Annotated in this window: 13 protein-coding genes; 5 read left to right on the top strand and 8 right to left on the bottom strand. The window is 58.3% G+C overall.

All coding sequences use genetic code 11. The features are described from left to right. Positions 1 to 6 precede the first annotated feature (6 nt). The 6 genes from JI62_RS19695 to JI62_RS19670 all read right to left on the bottom strand — a co-directional run bounded on the left by JI62_RS19695 (position 7) and on the right by JI62_RS19670 (position 6,857). Complete coding sequence (locus JI62_RS19695; protein WP_088701805.1) at positions 7 to 1,581, bottom strand: aldehyde dehydrogenase (NADP(+)); 1,575 nt, start codon at positions 1,579 to 1,581, stop codon at positions 7 to 9. Positions 1,582 to 1,608: 27 nt separating this feature from the next. Beyond that, positions 1,609 to 2,595 (bottom strand): AraD1 family protein, encoded by a 987-nt coding sequence (gene araD1, locus JI62_RS19690; RefSeq protein ID WP_088701804.1) that lies wholly within the window; start codon positions 2,593 to 2,595, stop codon positions 1,609 to 1,611. Positions 2,596 to 2,623: 28 nt separating this feature from the next. Next, positions 2,624 to 3,925, bottom strand: a complete 1,302-nt coding sequence (locus tag JI62_RS19685) for a TRAP transporter large permease (protein ID WP_088701803.1) — start codon at positions 3,923 to 3,925, stop codon at positions 2,624 to 2,626. Then, entirely contained in the window at positions 3,925 to 4,530 is a 606-nt protein-coding gene (locus JI62_RS19680) for a TRAP transporter small permease subunit (protein ID WP_088701802.1), read from the bottom strand. Before JI62_RS19680 ends, JI62_RS19685 begins: the two co-directional genes overlap by 1 nt. Positions 4,531 to 4,619: 89 nt before the next feature. Then, a complete protein-coding gene (locus tag JI62_RS19675; RefSeq protein WP_088701801.1) occupies positions 4,620 to 5,639 on the bottom strand; it encodes a TRAP transporter substrate-binding protein in 1,020 nt (339 codons plus the stop codon). A gap of 276 nt (positions 5,640 to 5,915) precedes the next feature. After that, on the bottom strand, positions 5,916 to 6,857 hold the full coding sequence (locus tag JI62_RS19670; protein ID WP_088701800.1) for a LysR substrate-binding domain-containing protein: 942 nt from the start codon (positions 6,855 to 6,857) through the stop codon (positions 5,916 to 5,918). 183 nt (positions 6,858 to 7,040) lie between these two features. Between JI62_RS19670 and JI62_RS19665 the strand changes: the two genes are divergently transcribed. The 5 genes from JI62_RS19665 (at position 7,041) to JI62_RS19645 (ending at position 13,828) form a co-directional block, all read left to right on the top strand. After that, positions 7,041 to 8,270: an aldose epimerase family protein gene (locus JI62_RS19665; protein WP_088701799.1), complete on the top strand. Its 1,230-nt coding sequence runs from the start codon at positions 7,041 to 7,043 to the stop codon at positions 8,268 to 8,270. A 122-nt stretch (positions 8,271 to 8,392) separates the two neighbouring features. Then, on the top strand, positions 8,393 to 9,388 hold the full coding sequence (locus JI62_RS19660) for an arabinose ABC transporter substrate-binding protein (RefSeq protein WP_088701798.1): 996 nt from the start codon (positions 8,393 to 8,395) through the stop codon (positions 9,386 to 9,388). A gap of 71 nt (positions 9,389 to 9,459) precedes the next feature. Continuing rightward, the gene (gene araG, locus JI62_RS19655; RefSeq protein WP_088701797.1) at positions 9,460 to 10,953 is read left to right on the top strand and encodes an L-arabinose ABC transporter ATP-binding protein AraG; all 1,494 of its coding nucleotides are present in this window, start codon (positions 9,460 to 9,462) and stop codon (positions 10,951 to 10,953) included. A 55-nt stretch (positions 10,954 to 11,008) separates the two neighbouring features. After that, positions 11,009 to 12,019 (top strand): L-arabinose ABC transporter permease AraH, encoded by a 1,011-nt coding sequence (gene araH, locus JI62_RS19650; RefSeq protein WP_088701796.1) that lies wholly within the window; start codon positions 11,009 to 11,011, stop codon positions 12,017 to 12,019. Positions 12,020 to 12,082: 63 nt separating this feature from the next. Further along, positions 12,083 to 13,828 carry an IlvD/Edd family dehydratase gene (locus tag JI62_RS19645; protein WP_088701795.1) on the top strand — a complete coding sequence of 582 codons (1,746 nt, stop codon included), beginning with the start codon at positions 12,083 to 12,085 and terminating at the stop codon, positions 13,826 to 13,828. 226 nt (positions 13,829 to 14,054) lie between these two features. Here the strand turns inward: JI62_RS19645 and JI62_RS19640 are convergent, their stop codons facing one another. After that, positions 14,055 to 14,534 carry a DUF3617 domain-containing protein gene (locus JI62_RS19640; protein ID WP_088701794.1) on the bottom strand — a complete coding sequence of 160 codons (480 nt, stop codon included), beginning with the start codon at positions 14,532 to 14,534 and terminating at the stop codon, positions 14,055 to 14,057. Between the two features lie 104 nt (positions 14,535 to 14,638). After that, entirely contained in the window at positions 14,639 to 15,865 is a 1,227-nt protein-coding gene (locus JI62_RS19635; RefSeq protein WP_088701793.1) for an ROK family transcriptional regulator, read from the bottom strand. Between the last annotated feature and the right edge of the window lie 69 nt (positions 15,866 to 15,934).

The following is a 15,934-nucleotide window of genomic DNA, read 5'->3' as shown; positions in this document are numbered from 1 at the left end:
GTTCGTTTATTCACGCTTACCATCGACCAAGCGGGATACTCCGCAAGGGTTACCGTCACGAATGGCTTCGGGCAGTAACCCCTCAGGCAGCGCCTGGTAGCACACCGGGCGCAGGAAGCGGAAAATCGCCGCGCTGCCCACCGAGGTCGTGCGGGAGTCCGACGTTGCCGGATAGGGGCCGCCGTGCACCATGGCGTGGCACACTTCCACGCCCGTCGGCCAGCCGTTGGCCAGAATCCGCCCCGCCTTGCGCTCCAGGGTGGGCAGCAGTTGCTTGGCAGTCGCCAAGTCGCCGTCATCCATCTGTAGCGTAATGGTGAGCTGGCCTTCGAGCTGGGCAGCGACCTTCGCCACTTCCTGGGCGTCAGCACAGGCGATGACCAGCGAGGTGGAACCAAACACCTCTTCCTGGAGGGCGGACTCATTGAGGAACGCTTCGGCCTGGGTAACGAATAGCCCTGCTTGGCAGGGGTTGGCTGTTTCACCTGCCTGACCGCGCGCCACTTCGGTGACCTTGGCGTGGTGGGCGAGTCGGTCAACGCCCTGCCGGTAAGCGTCGTGAATGCCCGGTGTCAGCATGGTTTGGGCCGCACTGCCTTTAACCGCTTCCCCGGCCGCTTCAACAAAGGTGTCCAGCTCTGGGCCCTGAACCGCAATCACCAGCCCGGGGTTGGTGCAGAATTGCCCGGCACCCATGTTCAGTGAGCCAACAAAGCCTTCGGCGATGGCTTTGCCACGAGCCTTGAGCGCTTCCGGCAGCAGGAACACCGGGTTGATGGAGCTCATCTCGGCGTAAACCGGGATCGGCTGCGCCCGCGCCTGGGCGGTGGCCATGAGTGCCGTGCCGCCACTGCGCGAACCGGTGAAGCCCACCGCCTGAATACGCGGATCAGCCACCAGCGCCTGGCCGATTTCGCGGCCCGAGCCAAACAGCAGCGAGAAAACGCCTTCGTGCAGTTGGCACTTGGCCACGGCGCGCTGAATCGCACGGCCCACCAGCTCAGAAGTGCCGGGGTGGGCAGAGTGGCCCTTGACGACCACCGGGCAGCCTGCGGCCAGTGCCGATGCGGTATCACCCCCGGCCACGCTAAAGGCGAGCGGGAAGTTGCTGGCGCCAAACACCGCCACCGGGCCCAGGGCAATATGCCGCTGGCGCAGGTCGGCGCGGGGCAGGGGTTCACGATCAGGCAGGGCGGGATCGATACGCACATCGAGCCACTCGCCAGCCCGTACCACGTTGGCGAACAAGCGTAGCTGGCCGCAGGTACGTCCACGTTCGCCCTCTAAGCGCGGGCGCGGTAGGCCTGTTTCGGCCATGGCGCGCTCAATCAACTCATCACCGATCCCTTCGATCTCGGCGGCGATGGTTTCGAGGAATACAGCGCGCTCTTCAAGCGACGTTTCGCGGTAAGTGGCGTACGCCGCTTCGGCAAGTTCACAGGCTTGCTCGACTTCGGCCTTGCTGCCGCCGGGGTAGGCGGGTGCCAGTGTTTCGCCGGTGGCGGGATTTACCGCATGAATGTCAGCCTGTTGGCCGCTGATGGCCTGCTGACCGATGAGTAGTTTACCTTCCAGAGTCATACTTCCTCCTGCTGGGGGATGAGGTTGTTAAAGCGGCTTTACGCTGATGGCCGGTGCGTCTGCTTCCACCCGAAGCGGGTTGCGCAGGGCGCGGCCAAACTCATTGATTTTGATCTCAAAGCGATCGCCTTCGCGCACCTTAATGCCGTCGGCAAAGCTCAACGTGGCGGTGCCGAAAAAGTGCACATGCACATCGCCGGGGCGGCGGAAGCCCGGGTATTTGAAGTGGTGATACTCCAGGTTAGCCAGGCTGTGGGCCATATTGGCCTCGCCGGTGAGAAAGGGCTTCTCCCAAACCGTTTCGCCACTGCGCTGGATACGGCTGGTGCCCTCTAAGTGCGCGGGCAGCTCGCCAATCAATAGCTCAGGCCCAAAGCTGCAGGCGCGTAGCTTGGAGTGAGCCAGCCATAGGTAGTTGAAACGCTCGGTGACGTGGTCAGAGAACTCGTTACCCAAAGCATAGCCGACACGCCAGGGTTGGCCATTGTTGCCAATCACGTAAAGCCCTGCCAGCTCGGGCTCCTCGCCTGCATCTTCAGCAAAGGCGGGGGAGGGGATCTCGGCTTCCGGCGCCATTACGCACTGGCCGTCGCCCTTGTAGAACCACTCCGGCTGAGCGCCTGGCTGGCCTGCGTCGGGTTTGCCGCCCTCCACGCCGAGCTTGAACATACGCATGGAGTCGGTCATATCTTCTTCCGCGGCCTGAGTTTTAGCGTGCATTGCCGAGCGGGTATCGGCACTGCCCAGGTGGGTAAGGCCGGTGCCGGTCACCAGGCAGTGGGCCGGGTCGGTATGCGTTAGCGGGGGCAGCAGCTGTTTGGCATCGACCAGCGCTTGGTAATCCAGACGGGTGTCAGTTAGCGCTTCTGGCACTATCTCGCTAAGCGACTTGCCGGCGCTAATGGCCCGATTGGCCAGGGTGTAGGTATCGCAGTCGAGCAGTCTGACCTGCTCTTCGCTCTCGACCAGGGCGGCGCGAACCTGGCCCTGGTGGTCACACTGAATCAGTCGCATGGCGTTCTCCTTATGCTGGTGGCGATTATCATAGTGGCCAAATGGCCAGTTGCGGCCACATCAACAGCGCCGCGAGTACACACAGCTGAATGGCCATAAAGGGCAGTACGGAAAGGTAGATATCCTTCAGGCTGATATCCGGCGGTGCCACGCTCTTAAGATAGAAGGCGGCGGGCCCGAAGGGCGGTGACAGGAATGAGACCTGCATATTCACGGCGAACAGGATGCCGAACCAGATGGGGTCGAAGCCGAGCTGGATAACGATGGGTAGGAAGATCGGCAGGGCCAGCATGGCGATCCCGATCCAGTCGAGGAAAAGCCCCAGCACCAGCATAATCGCCATCATCACCAGAATGATCACAATCGGCGCGACGTCGAGTCCGAGAATCAAGCTCGATACAAAGCGGTTGCCCCCCATCAGGTTATAAACGCCCACCAGGGCGGCCGCGCCGATGCCGATCCAAATAATCATCCCGCAGGTGTTTAGGGTCTGCCCCAGGCTATGGTGCAGCATGCCCGGGGTGAACTCGCCGCGGACAATGGTGGCGAGCAGTACACCGAAGACGCCCATGGCCGCAGCTTCGGTGACCGAGGCAATACCGCCATAAATAGTGCCCAGCACTAAAAAGGCGATCAGCCCTGGCAGCAGAATGGCTTTGACCGCGTCCAGCTTGGTAGCGAAGGGGTTATCCTGGGTGTCTTTATCCAGCGGCGGTCCCAGCGCGGGATTCTTCAGGCAGCGTACCAGCACATAGGCAATATAGGAGCCCATTAGAATCACCGCTGGAGTAACGGCCGCGGCGAACAGGTCGGCTATCGATACGCTGGCGATTAGGCCATAGATAATCAGCACGATAGAGGGCGGCATCATGGTACCCAGGGCTCCCCCGGCACACACCACCCCAATAGAGAGGTGTTTGTCGTAGCCCAGGCGGAGCATTTGTGGCAGCGCCAGAATCCCCAGTAGCACGATCTCGCCGCCGATAATGCCCGAAAGGGCGGCCAGGAAGAACGCTACCACGATGGTCTGCACCGCCACGCCACCCGGCAGGCGGCCAGCGAAAACGCGCATGGCGTTGAACAGATCCTTGGCAATGCCAGAGCGATCCAGCAGCGATGCCATCAACACAAACATGGGCACTGCTACCAGCGAATACTCGGTGATAAACCCATAGACGCGGCTGGTGACCAAGGGCAGAGCCGCTTCGCCGAACCAGCCGAAGGTGAATGCCATGGCCACTAAACCGGTGATAAACGCCAGCGGCAGACCGGTGACCAGCAGCGCGAAAATGGCCCCTACCATGAGGATTGTTGCGGTTGAAATATCCATCAGCTCGCCTCCTCGGTGCGGGGCTTCGCCTTAAGCGACTGCCATAAATGCAGTGAGGCTTGCAGGGTCATCAACACCAGAGCAAACAGAATCATGCCCTTGACCATGGCGGGAAAGGGCGGATTCCAGGAGGTGCCGGAGCGCTCCAGCGACCACTCGCCGAGCGGGTTATGCGACGCTCCCCAGAACATATGAAAGGCGGCATAGCTCATCGTCAGGCAGAAAACCAGGGTGAGCAGGTCGTTGAAACGATCCATCCAGCACTTCAGCCTGGGCCCGGCGCTGTCGTAGAGCACCTTGACGCGGATATGGCTATTGCGCGCCATGGCCGCTGGGCCACCCAGCACAAAGATAATTGCAATCAGAAACACCACGGTTTCGTGTACCCAGGAGGTGGGGTTATTGAAGCCGTAGCGCATAAAGACCTCGACGACGCTGATACCCATCGCCACCAGCACCAGCCAGGAAATAGCACGGCCACCTCGTGCAATCAGGCGGTCTAAGGCATTACGTTCGGGGGCGATCTCCTCTACCGTTTCGAGAATCTCAGGAAGATCATGGGTAGGAGGCGAGCGGTATTGATTGTCAGGCGTTTTTTGAGACATGGCGCGACTCTACGCGCATCGCCCGGGGGACTCCCGAGCGCTGCGTTGGTTAGGTTAATGAAGCCGAGTTGAGAGCAGAGAACAGAGAGTTAGAGCAGATTGCGCGAGCGCAAAAAGGCGGTCGCCGAGTCATAAATCTTCTGGGTCATCTCATTTTCACCGGCCCACTCTTGCCACTCCTGCTCAGCCGCGGTACGGAATTTCTGGCGCTCTTCAGCGGGAAGATCAAACGGATGAACATCAGGGTCTTCCTGAAGCCGCTGCAGGGTCTCGATATCCTGCTCCTTGAGGCGGGCAATCAGGTCGTAGGCCATGCCGTCAAAGGCGGTATTTAGGGTCGTCTGTAGCTCCTCGGGCAAGCCATCCCAGATGTCTTTATTGATCGATACGGCGATCATCGGCATGGAGTGAAAGCCAGGGTAGAGCGGGTAGGGGGCGAAAGCGTGTAGACCCATGGCGTCATTATTCGAGAGCACCGTAGAGTCCGCGGCGTCGATCACGCCTTTTTCCAGACCGGTATACACCTCAGAGCCCGGCAGGTTAACCGGCGTGGCACCAATGCGCTCGAAGATGTTGTACACCATGCCTTGGGGGGCGCGAATCTTTAGCCCTTCGAAATCGGCGATGGATTCGATGGGCACCGTGGAGGGTACCGATTCCAGCGGGAAGGTCGCTGCGCTGATCAAATGCGCGCCGTAGGGCTCGACCAGTTCGTTGTAGAGCTCTTCACCGCCGCCGTACTTCATATATTCCAGGAAGTCGTAGGGGTTCTGCCAAGCGCCGACGAGGTTGCCGAGCATCCCGAAAGCGGGATCCTGGCCGGAGAAGTAGCTAGGGTCGGTCATATGGCCCTGCAGAATCCCGGAGCTCACGGCGGTCAGCGTTTCGGTGGGGCCCACCACGGAGTTAATCGGCATGACCTCGATCTCGACGCGACCATCGGTCATCGCCGTGATGCGCTCGGCCCACTCCTGCTTGATCTTGAAGCTGGGTTCGCCCGAGGTTTCTGACGCCTGAAATTTCCATTCATACTCGGCCGCCTGAGCCGTTGAAAGGCCTAGCAGCAGTGCTGAGCCAGTGAGTAGCAAGCTGTATTTGGGTTTGAGCATGGCACTATTCCTCAAGATTATTGTTGTGAAAAGCGTTGTGATAAATGTTGTGAAAAGGGTTGTGTAGGACGTTGTTATGAACATGGTGATGCAACGGGGCAACTAACCATGCGGAAGGTAATGTTGAACATTAAAGTCAATTGTTCAACATATACTTTTGTATGGTCATTAGTTTTGCGCGGGAGTTTAGTGTCTTACACATTAGGTGAAGACATCACACCTTCGGTCAGATCGTTAGCCCTCATTGACCTAAAACAATGTCTTAATAACAGTGCGTTAATTGGACTGGGCGATGATGTCGCGCAGGGTGCTCATTAACGCGGCGGCACCGGGAGAAAGGCGTTGGTGGCGCAAACTCACCAGTCCGTAAGGTTGAACACTTAGCGTCTCGCTGAAGGGCAGGAGATGAAAACGTTGCGGCGGGCAGAGTAGATCGGCGGCTTCCCGTGTGGTCACCGTAATGGTGTCGGATTTATCCACCAGTGCCAGCGAGAGCAGCAGATCGGCGGTATCAATGATCTGGCGGGGCGGCGCGACCTGATGGTGTAGAAACAGGCTATCCACCCGCTGGCGCATCAGCGCACCGGCAGGCTGTAGCGACCAGGGGTAGCTCGTCATATCCGCAAGGTTGAGCGTTTGCTGAAAAGATAAGGGGTGCCCTTGGCGGCACACGAAGCAGAGCTCCTCCTCACCGATTTCTTCAAAAACAAAGCGCTCGGCATCGACACCTGCGGGAATGCGGGTAATCGCGAAATCCAGCTCGCCTTCGAGCAGGCGCGGCACCAGCACCTTGCTGACATCCACATCCACGCTGATTTTTAACCCCGGCCGGTCGCGGTGCACCCGCTCAATCGCGCTGGTAAGCAGTGTGACCGCCGGAGCCATTACCGTACCGACCGCTACCGTGCCCGCATTGCCTTCGCCGAGAGCGTTCAACTCCTCACCGGTATGACGTAGCGCTGAAAGCATGCTGTGGGCGTGACGAATCATAATCTCGCCGTACCAGTTAGGCGTTAGCCCGCGGGGGTGGCGATCAAACAGCCGAATACCCAGATTGGCTTCCAGGTCGCTGAGTAGTTTTGATGCGGCGGGCTGGCTCATATTGAGCTGGGCCGCAGCGCGATGCAGGTTGCGCTGCTCATCCAGCGCTAAAAATAGCTGAAAATGGCGCAACTTTAGTCGCACGTCTAAAAACCAGTTCTCACCAAGAACGCCCATAGAATAAGCCTTGAGTTGTTATTGATACTAAGAAGTATATCGATAGTGAGGTATTTGTATATTGGTTGGTTATGCCAGACATGGCTACTGTAGTCTCTGTATCGGTGATAACGTCCTAAGTTAACTGCACCGACCTAACAACAATAAGCTAGCAACATAAAGTACGCCTCCAGGAGGAAGCTCATGCCTCTCATGTATAGCCAACGATTACAAAAGGGTTCGCCACTGATGTTCGGTGCAATTGTCGCAGCGCTGTTGGCAAACGCGGCGCAAGCTCAGAGTAGTTCTGACACCGATGCGGGCAGTGGTGCCGATAGCGGAATACAGACATCGGTATTTGGTCACTTGCCCGATGGCCGTCAGGTCGATGTTTATCAATTTACCAATGCCAATGGTATCGAGCTGCGGGTGACTAACTACGGCGGCATCATCCTGTCGTTGAAGACCCCCAATGTGGATGGCGAATTTGAAGACATTGCGTTGGGTTTCGACTCCCTGGAAGCGTACCTTTCCGATGAGTATCGCCAGGCAAATCCCTATTTCGGTGCCATCATCGGGCGTTACGGCAATCGTATTGCGAATGGCCAGTTCTCCCTTGATGGCGAAAGCTATTCACTGGCCACCAATGATGGCAGCAATCATCTTCACGGAGGCGATCAAGGGTTTGATAAAGTGCTGTGGCAAGCCGAACCCTTTGAAAACGAAGCAGGCTCTGGTTTGGTATTGCGCTATACCAGCGAGGATGGCGAAGAGGGCTATCCCGGTAGATTAGAGACCGAGGTGACCTATACGTTGACCGATAACGACGAGCTTGTGGTCGATTACCAGGCCGTGACCGATAAGGCCACACCCATCAACCTCACCCAACATAGCTATTTCAATCTAAAGGGCGAAGGTAGTGACACCATTCTCGATCATCAGCTAATGATCAACGCCCCTGAATTTACCCCGGTTAACGACAGCCTCATTCCCACTGGCGAGATTCGCTCGGTAGACGGCACACCGTTCGACTTTACCCAGGCGACAACGATTGGCGAGCGGATTGATCAGGAGAACGAGCAGCTCGGTTTTGGCGGCGGTTACGACCACAACTTTGTGCTGGCCCGGGATAACGCGTCAGCGGATGAACTGGTGCTGGCTGCCAAGGTGTGGGAGCCCGAGAGCGGCCGCATGGTGGAGATCACCACCACTGAGCCCGCGATACAGTTCTATTCCGGCAACTTCCTTAACGGTGATCTGACCGGCAAACAGGGCCAAGCCTACGGACACCGCTCTGGCTTTGCGCTGGAAACCCAGCACTATCCCGATTCCCCCAACCAAGAGGCATTTCCCAGCACCATTTTAGAACCTGGTGACACCTATCGTTCTCGCACGGTTTACCGTTTCTCAGCGCAACAAAATATGGGTTCGTAAGCCTGGTTCTTAACGGTGGTTCTTAACGATGGTTCTTAACACCGGTTCTTAACTCCCTGTGGTTTGGGAATAAAATCTGAAATAGCAATAAGAACAACGCTAAAAATCGTAGGAGTATAACAATGAGATTGACGAAGACATTTGCCCGTTTAGCTCTCGGCAGCGCGATTATGCTGGCCTCACTGGGATCCGTACAGGCCCAGGAAGACGAAGTGAAGATCGGCTTTATCGTTAAAAAGCCCGAGCAGGCATGGTTCATTAACGAACAGCAGGCTGCTACCGAGGTAGGCGAAGAGCTCGGCTTCGATGTGGTGCGTCTGGGCGGGGAGGATGGTCAGGAGGTACTCAGCGCAATTGACAACCTCTACTCTCAAGGGGCTCAGGGGTTTGTGATTTGCCCGCCGGATGTGCGTTTGGGGCCCGCAATCATGAACCGTGCCAACCAGTACGGTATGAAAGTAGTCACTGTGGACGACCAGTTTGTTAACTCCAGCGGTGAGCCCATGGAGGGCGTTCCGCACCTGGGGATGTCGGGCACCAAGATTGGCCGGCAAGTTGGCGAAGCCATTGCCGCCGAAATGGAAGCCCGCGGCTGGAACCCGGAAGAGGTTGCCGCATTGCGCATCACCAACAACGAACTACCTACCGCCGTTGAGCGTACCGATGGCGCCACCGAGGCGCTGTTAGCGGCAGGCTTCCCGGAAGACAATATTTTTGATGCGCCCCAGCAGAGCACCGATACCAGCGGGGCTTTCTCCGCCGCATCGCCGGTGCTTTCCCAGCGTGGCGATTATGAGCACTGGGTGATCTATGCCCTTAACGAAGAGAGCGTGCTCGGGGGGGTTAGGGCTACCGAGCAGTATGGCTTAGCGCCGGAAGATGTGATCGGCGTGGGTATCAATGGCTCTGGCGCCGCCTTTGCCGAGTTTTCTCGGGATAACCCCACTGGCTTTCACGGTACGGTAGCGGTTAGTTCCACCATGCACGGCCGTCAGACCGCCGAAGACCTCTACCGCTGGATTAGCGAGGATCAAGAGCCGCCTGCCAATACCGAAACCTCCGGCACGTTAATGACGCGCGACAACTGGGAAGAAGTGCGCGCTGCGCTCGGTCTATAAAGCGCTTGGTTGGCAATAAAAGAGGCCTGTAACGGGCTCGCTGTTACAGGCCATCTGCGGAGTATTCATGCATGTCTGATGCTTATTTACGGTTCGACGGAATTAGCGTCGTATTCCCCGGGGTGCGCGCGCTGGATGGGGTGAGCTTTGCCGCCCACGCCGGTGAAGTGCATGCGCTAATGGGCGAGAACGGCGCGGGTAAGTCCACCCTGCTCAAGGTGCTCAGTGGCGTTAACCGTGTCGCCGAAGGCGCACTGTGGATTGATGGCCAGCGCCACGTCTTCAGCAACGCCCGGGAGGCGCTGCGGGAAGGCATCGCGATTATCTACCAGGAGTTGACGCTCTCGCCCAATATGTCGGTGGCTGAAAACCTGCTGTTGGGCCAACTGCCTACGCGGCAGGGGTTTGTTAATCGCCGCGAATTAAAGCAAAAGGCTTTGGCGATTCTGGCTGATCTTGGCGAGGGGGAGATCCACCCCTCAACCAAGGTTCGCGAGCTCTCCATCGGCCAGCAGCAGATGATCGAAATCGGCCGTGCCTTGCTGCGCGATGCCAAAGTCATCGCCTTCGATGAGCCGACCAGCAGTCTCTCCATTCAGGAGATTCGTCAGCTAAAGCGTATCGTCCAACGGCTGCGCGACGAGGGGCGCGTGGTGCTGTACGTGACCCACCGTATGGAGGAAGTATTCGAGATGTGCGACGCGGTCACCATCTTCCGCGATGGGCAGCACATCCGTACCCATGAGGACATGTCTGAGCTGAACCATGACCTGTTAGTCAGTGAAATGGTCGGCCGCGATATCGACGATGTTTACGGCTACCGGGCGCGTGAGCAGGGTGACACTGTCTTGAACGTAGAGGGAATTCAGGGGCGCGGCTTAAAAGCCCCGGTGAGTTTTTCAGTGAAACGCGGTGAGGTTTTTGGGCTGTTTGGTTTGGTGGGCGCCGGGCGTAGTGAGTTGCTGCGTTTGGTCTGCGGCGTCGAATCACCCAAAGCCGGCAGCGTGACCTTTAACGGCAAATCTCGGCACTTTAAAAGCCCCGGTGAGGCAATTCGTGCCGGTATTGCCATGTGCCCGGAGGACCGTAAGTCTCAGGGGATCTTTCCGGTGGCCAGCGTGGCCGACAACCTCAATATCAGCTGTCGGCGCTTTTTTAAACGTTGGGGCGTTTTCCGCCACCCCGGTCGCGAACGGCGCAATGCCGAAGCCTATATCCAGCAACTCAGCGTTAAAACTCCCGGCCCGCGAACGCCGATTGGTAAGCTCTCTGGGGGCAATCAGCAGAAGGTGATTCTGGCCCGCTGGCTCGCCGAAGAGATTGATCTGTTCGTGATGGACGAGCCGACCCGGGGGATCGATGTAGGCGCACGGCGAGATATTTACTCGCTGCTCTACGACCTGGCGGAACAGGGCAAAAGCGTGGTGGTGATCTCCAGTGATCTGGCGGAAGTCAGCTCCATCTGTGACCGCATCGCCGTGATGCGCGACGGGGAACTGGTGGAAGTAGTGTCGCGGGAGTCGGCTACGCCGGAACGTCTACTGGGGCTGGCACTACCCGCCTAAGTCATTTTTTTTACACGCTATTGGCTCTTAAAAGAAGAAGCTCAGGAAAAACACCATGACAACGAACAACGCAACCCAAGGTGAGACGACACCTGCCCGCCCAGCGGGACGCCAGGGGCTGATCAAACCGCTGCGCACGCTGCTGGATACCTCGGGACTGATCGCGATTTTTCTGCTCCTGTTTATCGCTCTAGCGGTACTCATCCCTGATTTTCTGACCGGCCGCAATATGGTCGGGCTGTTGCTCTCGATCACCCTGATCGGCAGTTTGGCCACTACCATGATGCTGGTGCTGGCCCTGGGGGAGGTGGATCTATCGGTGGCCTCCACGGTGGCCTTCGCAGGGGTGGTTGCAGCGGTGGTGACCTCCAGTACCGGTAGCGTGTTTATCGGCGTGATCGGGGGCATTGTCGCCGGGGGCGCGGTGGGTGCCTTTAATGGCCTGGTGATTGCCAAGTTTGGCATTAACTCTTTAATAGCCACTCTCGCGGCAATGGAGTTTGTGCGCGGTTTGGCCTACATCACCTCCGGCGGCGACGCGGTGATGATTACCGTGCCGGGCTTCTTTGACCTGGGCAGCGCTTCCTTTCTCGGCCTGACTCTGCCGGTATGGACGATGCTGGCCTGTTTCGTGATCTTTGGCGTGGTGCTCAATATGACCGCCTTTGGGCGCAACGTTTTGGCTACCGGCGGTAACTCGGAAGCCGCCGCTCTGGCCGGGGTTAATGTCCGCCGCCTCAAGATTATTGTTTTTGGCCTCCAGGGCGTAGTGGCGGGGGTCGTAGGTGTACTGCTGGCTTCGCGGATGGGTCTGGGTGACCCCAATACCTCCATGGGCCTGGAGCTGGCGGTCATTTCTGCCTGTGTCCTGGGCGGCGTGGCGCTATCCGGCGGCGTGGCCACCATTACCGGCGTGGTGGTCGGGGTGCTGATTATGGGCTGCGTGCAGAATGCTATGGGACTGCTTAACGTCCCCACTTTTTACCAATACCTGGTGCGTGGCGCGATTCTGCTGCTGGCGGTGATGTTTGACCGCTGGAAACAGACCCGTCGTCAACGAGCCTAACGCTTAAAGCGTCACTCCTTTATTTGTTTGCTACTTTTTTCCGGTTTGTACGGAGGCTTTGTTATGTCTGATCGCCAGCGCCCATTACGCTCTGCCCAGTGGTTCGGTACCGCCGATAAAAACGGCTTTATGTACCGCAGTTGGATGAAAAATCAGGGTATTCCTGATCATGAATTTCAGGGCAAGCCGATCATCGGTATCTGTAATACCTGGTCGGAGCTGACGCCTTGTAACGCACATTTTCGCAAGTTGGCGGAGCACGTGAAGCAGGGCGTGCTGGAGGCGGGGGGCTACCCGGTGGAGTTCCCGGTATTCTCCAACGGCGAATCCAACCTGCGCCCAACGGCAATGTTTACCCGCAACCTGGCGAGCATGGACGTGGAAGAGGCCATTCGTGGCAATCCCATCGATGCCGTAGTGCTGCTGGTGGGCTGCGACAAAACCACTCCGGCGCTGCTAATGGGCGCGGCAAGCTGTGATATTCCCACCATCGTGGTCACCGGCGGGCCGATGCTCAACGGCAAGCACAAGGGCAAGGACATCGGCTCGGGCACCGTGGTGTGGAAGCTCTCCGAGCAGGTCAAAGCCGGTGAGATTTCACTCCACGACTTTATGGCCGCCGAAGCGGGCATGTCCCGCTCGGCGGGCACCTGCAACACCATGGGCACCGCCTCCACCATGGCCTGCATGGCCGAGTCGCTGGGCACCTCGCTACCTCACAACGCGGCGATTCCGGCAGTCGATTCTCGCCGATACGTGCTCGCCCATTTGTCGGGTAACCGCATTGTCGAGATGGTCAACGAAGACCTGCGGCTCTCCAAAATCCTCACCAAGGAAGCGTTCGATAATGCCATCCGCACCAACGCCGCCATCGGCGGTTCCACCAACGCTGTGATCCACCTCAAGGCGATTGCCGGGCGTATCGGCGTCGATCTCACTCTGGACGACTGGAGCCGGGTAGGCCGTGGCACACCGACGGTAGTGGATCTGCAGCCCTCGGGGCGTTTTCTGATGGAGGAGTTCTACTACGCCGGTGGCCTACCCGCGGTGCTCAGGCGCCTGGGTGAGGCCGACCGGCTGCCCTTCAAGGACGCCTTGACCGTCAACGGCAAAACCTTGTGGGAGAACGTCAAGGACGCCCCGCTGTACAACGATGAAGTGATCCGGCCGCTGGATAATCCCCTCACAGCAGATGGCGGCATCTGCGTGGTGCGTGGCAACCTGGCCCCCAACGGTGCGGTGCTCAAGCCCTCAGCCGCGACCGCCGAGCTCATGCAGCACCGCGGCCGCGCGGTGGTATTCGAGGACTTTGACGACTACAAGGCACGCATCAACGACCCAGACCTGGACGTTGAAGCCAACGATATTCTGGTGATGAAGCACTGCGGCCCCCGCGGCTATCACGGCATGGCAGAGGTAGGCAACATGGGCCTACCGCCCAAAATCCTCGCCCAGGGGATTACCGATATGGTGCGTATCTCCGATGCCCGCATGAGCGGCACCGCCTACGGCACCGTGGTGCTGCACGTCGCCCCGGAAGCCGCCGCGGGTGGCCCGTTGGCGGCGGTACGCAACGGCGACTGGATCGAACTCGACTGCGACAGCGGGCGGCTGCATCTGGAGATCAGCGATGAAGAGCTGGCAGCGCGCCTAGCCGAGAACGACCCCACCGCCGCCTCGACGCTCATCGCTAGCCAGGGCGGCTACCGCCAGCTGTATATCGAGCGGGTGCTGCAAGCGGACGAAGGCTGTGACTTCGATTTTCTGGTCGGCTGCCGCGGCTCTGACGTGCCGCGGCATTCGCATTGAGGTCACCCAGTCGCTTAGTGTATATGGGAGGCCTCTGATGCGTGCCTCCTTAAGCCATTTGATGCTTTAATTCGTGAAGGTGAAACTTTCCGGCGGTTTTAACTTTTGTGTCAGGATATAAAAACACTCCTGCATAGTGGGGTTCTCAGCTTGTTTGTCACATAGCAAGGTGCTTGTTGTTTCACCCGTTTTTAGGGCTGCTCGACAGAGGTGCCTGGTATCGTCTTTACTCCGCGCTATTTGGGCACTCTTCGGCTACCCAATGAGCCTCGTGGTTAGTCGTCAACGTGGCGTCGTTGGTCGTTATCATTTTGCTGGAGTAGTGTTCTTCGTCGTGAATGGTGACCTCGCCATCCACGCTGGTAGTACGCCCGCTCATACTACATTCAGCGATGATGGAAATGGTGTTGCCTTCACGTTCAATGTTCATATCGGCACAGTTCATCTGCTGCCAGCGTTGGCGCATTGCTGCGGCCATATCTGCGGCGTCATCGGTACTCACACACTGCGTCTGCACTTGCTCACGCGTCATTTGCTCGGGCAGGTGTTCGCTCTCCATAGACTGCTTGATTTCCCATAAACCTGGCCTGATATCGTTCGCCAGCGCAGATGCTGCTGGCAGCAGAAGGGTCGATACCAGCGCCGCACCCAGCATTAGGCTGTCAATCCGTCGTGCTACGCCATATTGAGATTTAAGGCTCTCCATAAAAACATCCTTAATCGCTAACAATACGAAATATCTTAAAGCGCTCGCTACACAACATAAATCATAACAACGCTGTTTTCGATAGTAGCGTGTCAGAGGGGGGCCTAGGCTTCACGGGTGGTTTGGCTATCTAACAGCGTGTCGCCATCGGTGGCGTGCAGCGCTATGGCGATACCTCCCATGCAAGTCATGTCGCGATCCCAGGCGCAGCTTTCGATGCGGGTGGAGCCCATTAGTTCGGCCACTAAGGCTTCGTCGATGGCGCGATGCATGGCCGCTTGCATGGCGTCAAAGCCGCGTACGCCGGAACCGGTAATCAGCACTAGATCGGGGTTGAACAGCGCCAGCACATTGGCGATACCGTACCCCAGTGCACGGCCCGCCTCTGCATAGATGCGCTGAGCCAAGGGATCGCCTTGCAGCGCCAGTTGGGTTAGCGCCTGCATCTGCTGCTCGGAAGGGTGTGCGCTGTCGCCGGAGGGGAGTTCTAGATGCTCAGCAGCGGCGCGATAGAGCGCGTAGTCACTAGTGTAAGCTTCAATGCACCCCCGTCGCCCGCAGGCGCAAAGGGCGCCGTCGGGCTGATATTTGCTGTGCCCAAACTCGGCCGCCGAGCCATTGGCGCCGAGATAGGGCACGCCGTTAATCAACACCGACATGCCGATACCGTAGCCCAGCATAATTACCACCAGGTTGGGGCAGTCCGCATAGGCGGGCTGGGCCGCCAGCACGCTGGCGATACAGTTGGCATCATTCTCGAGCAGCACGCTGCAGTGAAAACGTTCCGCCAATCGCGCCGATATCGGTGCATTGCGAAAGCTTAAAGCGGGTGACCAGATGATCGTACCGCTTTGCGACGACACCACCCCCTGTACCGCCAAACAGATCCCTGCCAAGCGTTGAAACCCCGTCAACTGTTGGGTGCAAACAGCGCTGATCTTCTCTTCCAGCAGTGCTTCCAGGTCGTCGGCGCTCAACGTCAAAGTGGTCACTGCATGGTGCTCGCTATGGTGTATCTGGCCCGCAAAATCACCCACTACCAACTGAACCTCATTGATCGACAGCTTGATACACACCACACAGGCGGCACTGGGGTCGAGTCCAATCAAGGTTTTTGGTCGACCGCGACCGTTGGGGCGGGGGGCTTCAGGCGGGCGTTCAGTGATCAATCCCTGCTGGAGTAACACGGCGCTGATCGAGGTGACGGTGGCAGAGCTAATGCCGTTGATTGCCCCCAGGTCGATGCGTGCCACCGGTCCTTGGTCACGCAGAGTGCGGATCACCGCGAGGGTGTTGTCGAGGCGGCTGGTATCAGTCGACGGAAGGGCCATAGGGTCGCCGTTATAGTTCGTGTTGAGAAAAGGCTGTCATGCCAATAGTCTTGCGCACTCATCCTGGGG

Origin of the sequence: Halomonas campaniensis (assembly GCF_002211105.1) — a bacterium.
In the GTDB taxonomy this organism is placed as follows: Bacteria; Pseudomonadota; Gammaproteobacteria; order Pseudomonadales; family Halomonadaceae; genus Vreelandella; species Vreelandella campaniensis_A.
The sequence above is the reverse complement of the archived record's forward strand: the minus strand, read 5'-3'. Positions and strand labels throughout refer to the sequence as shown.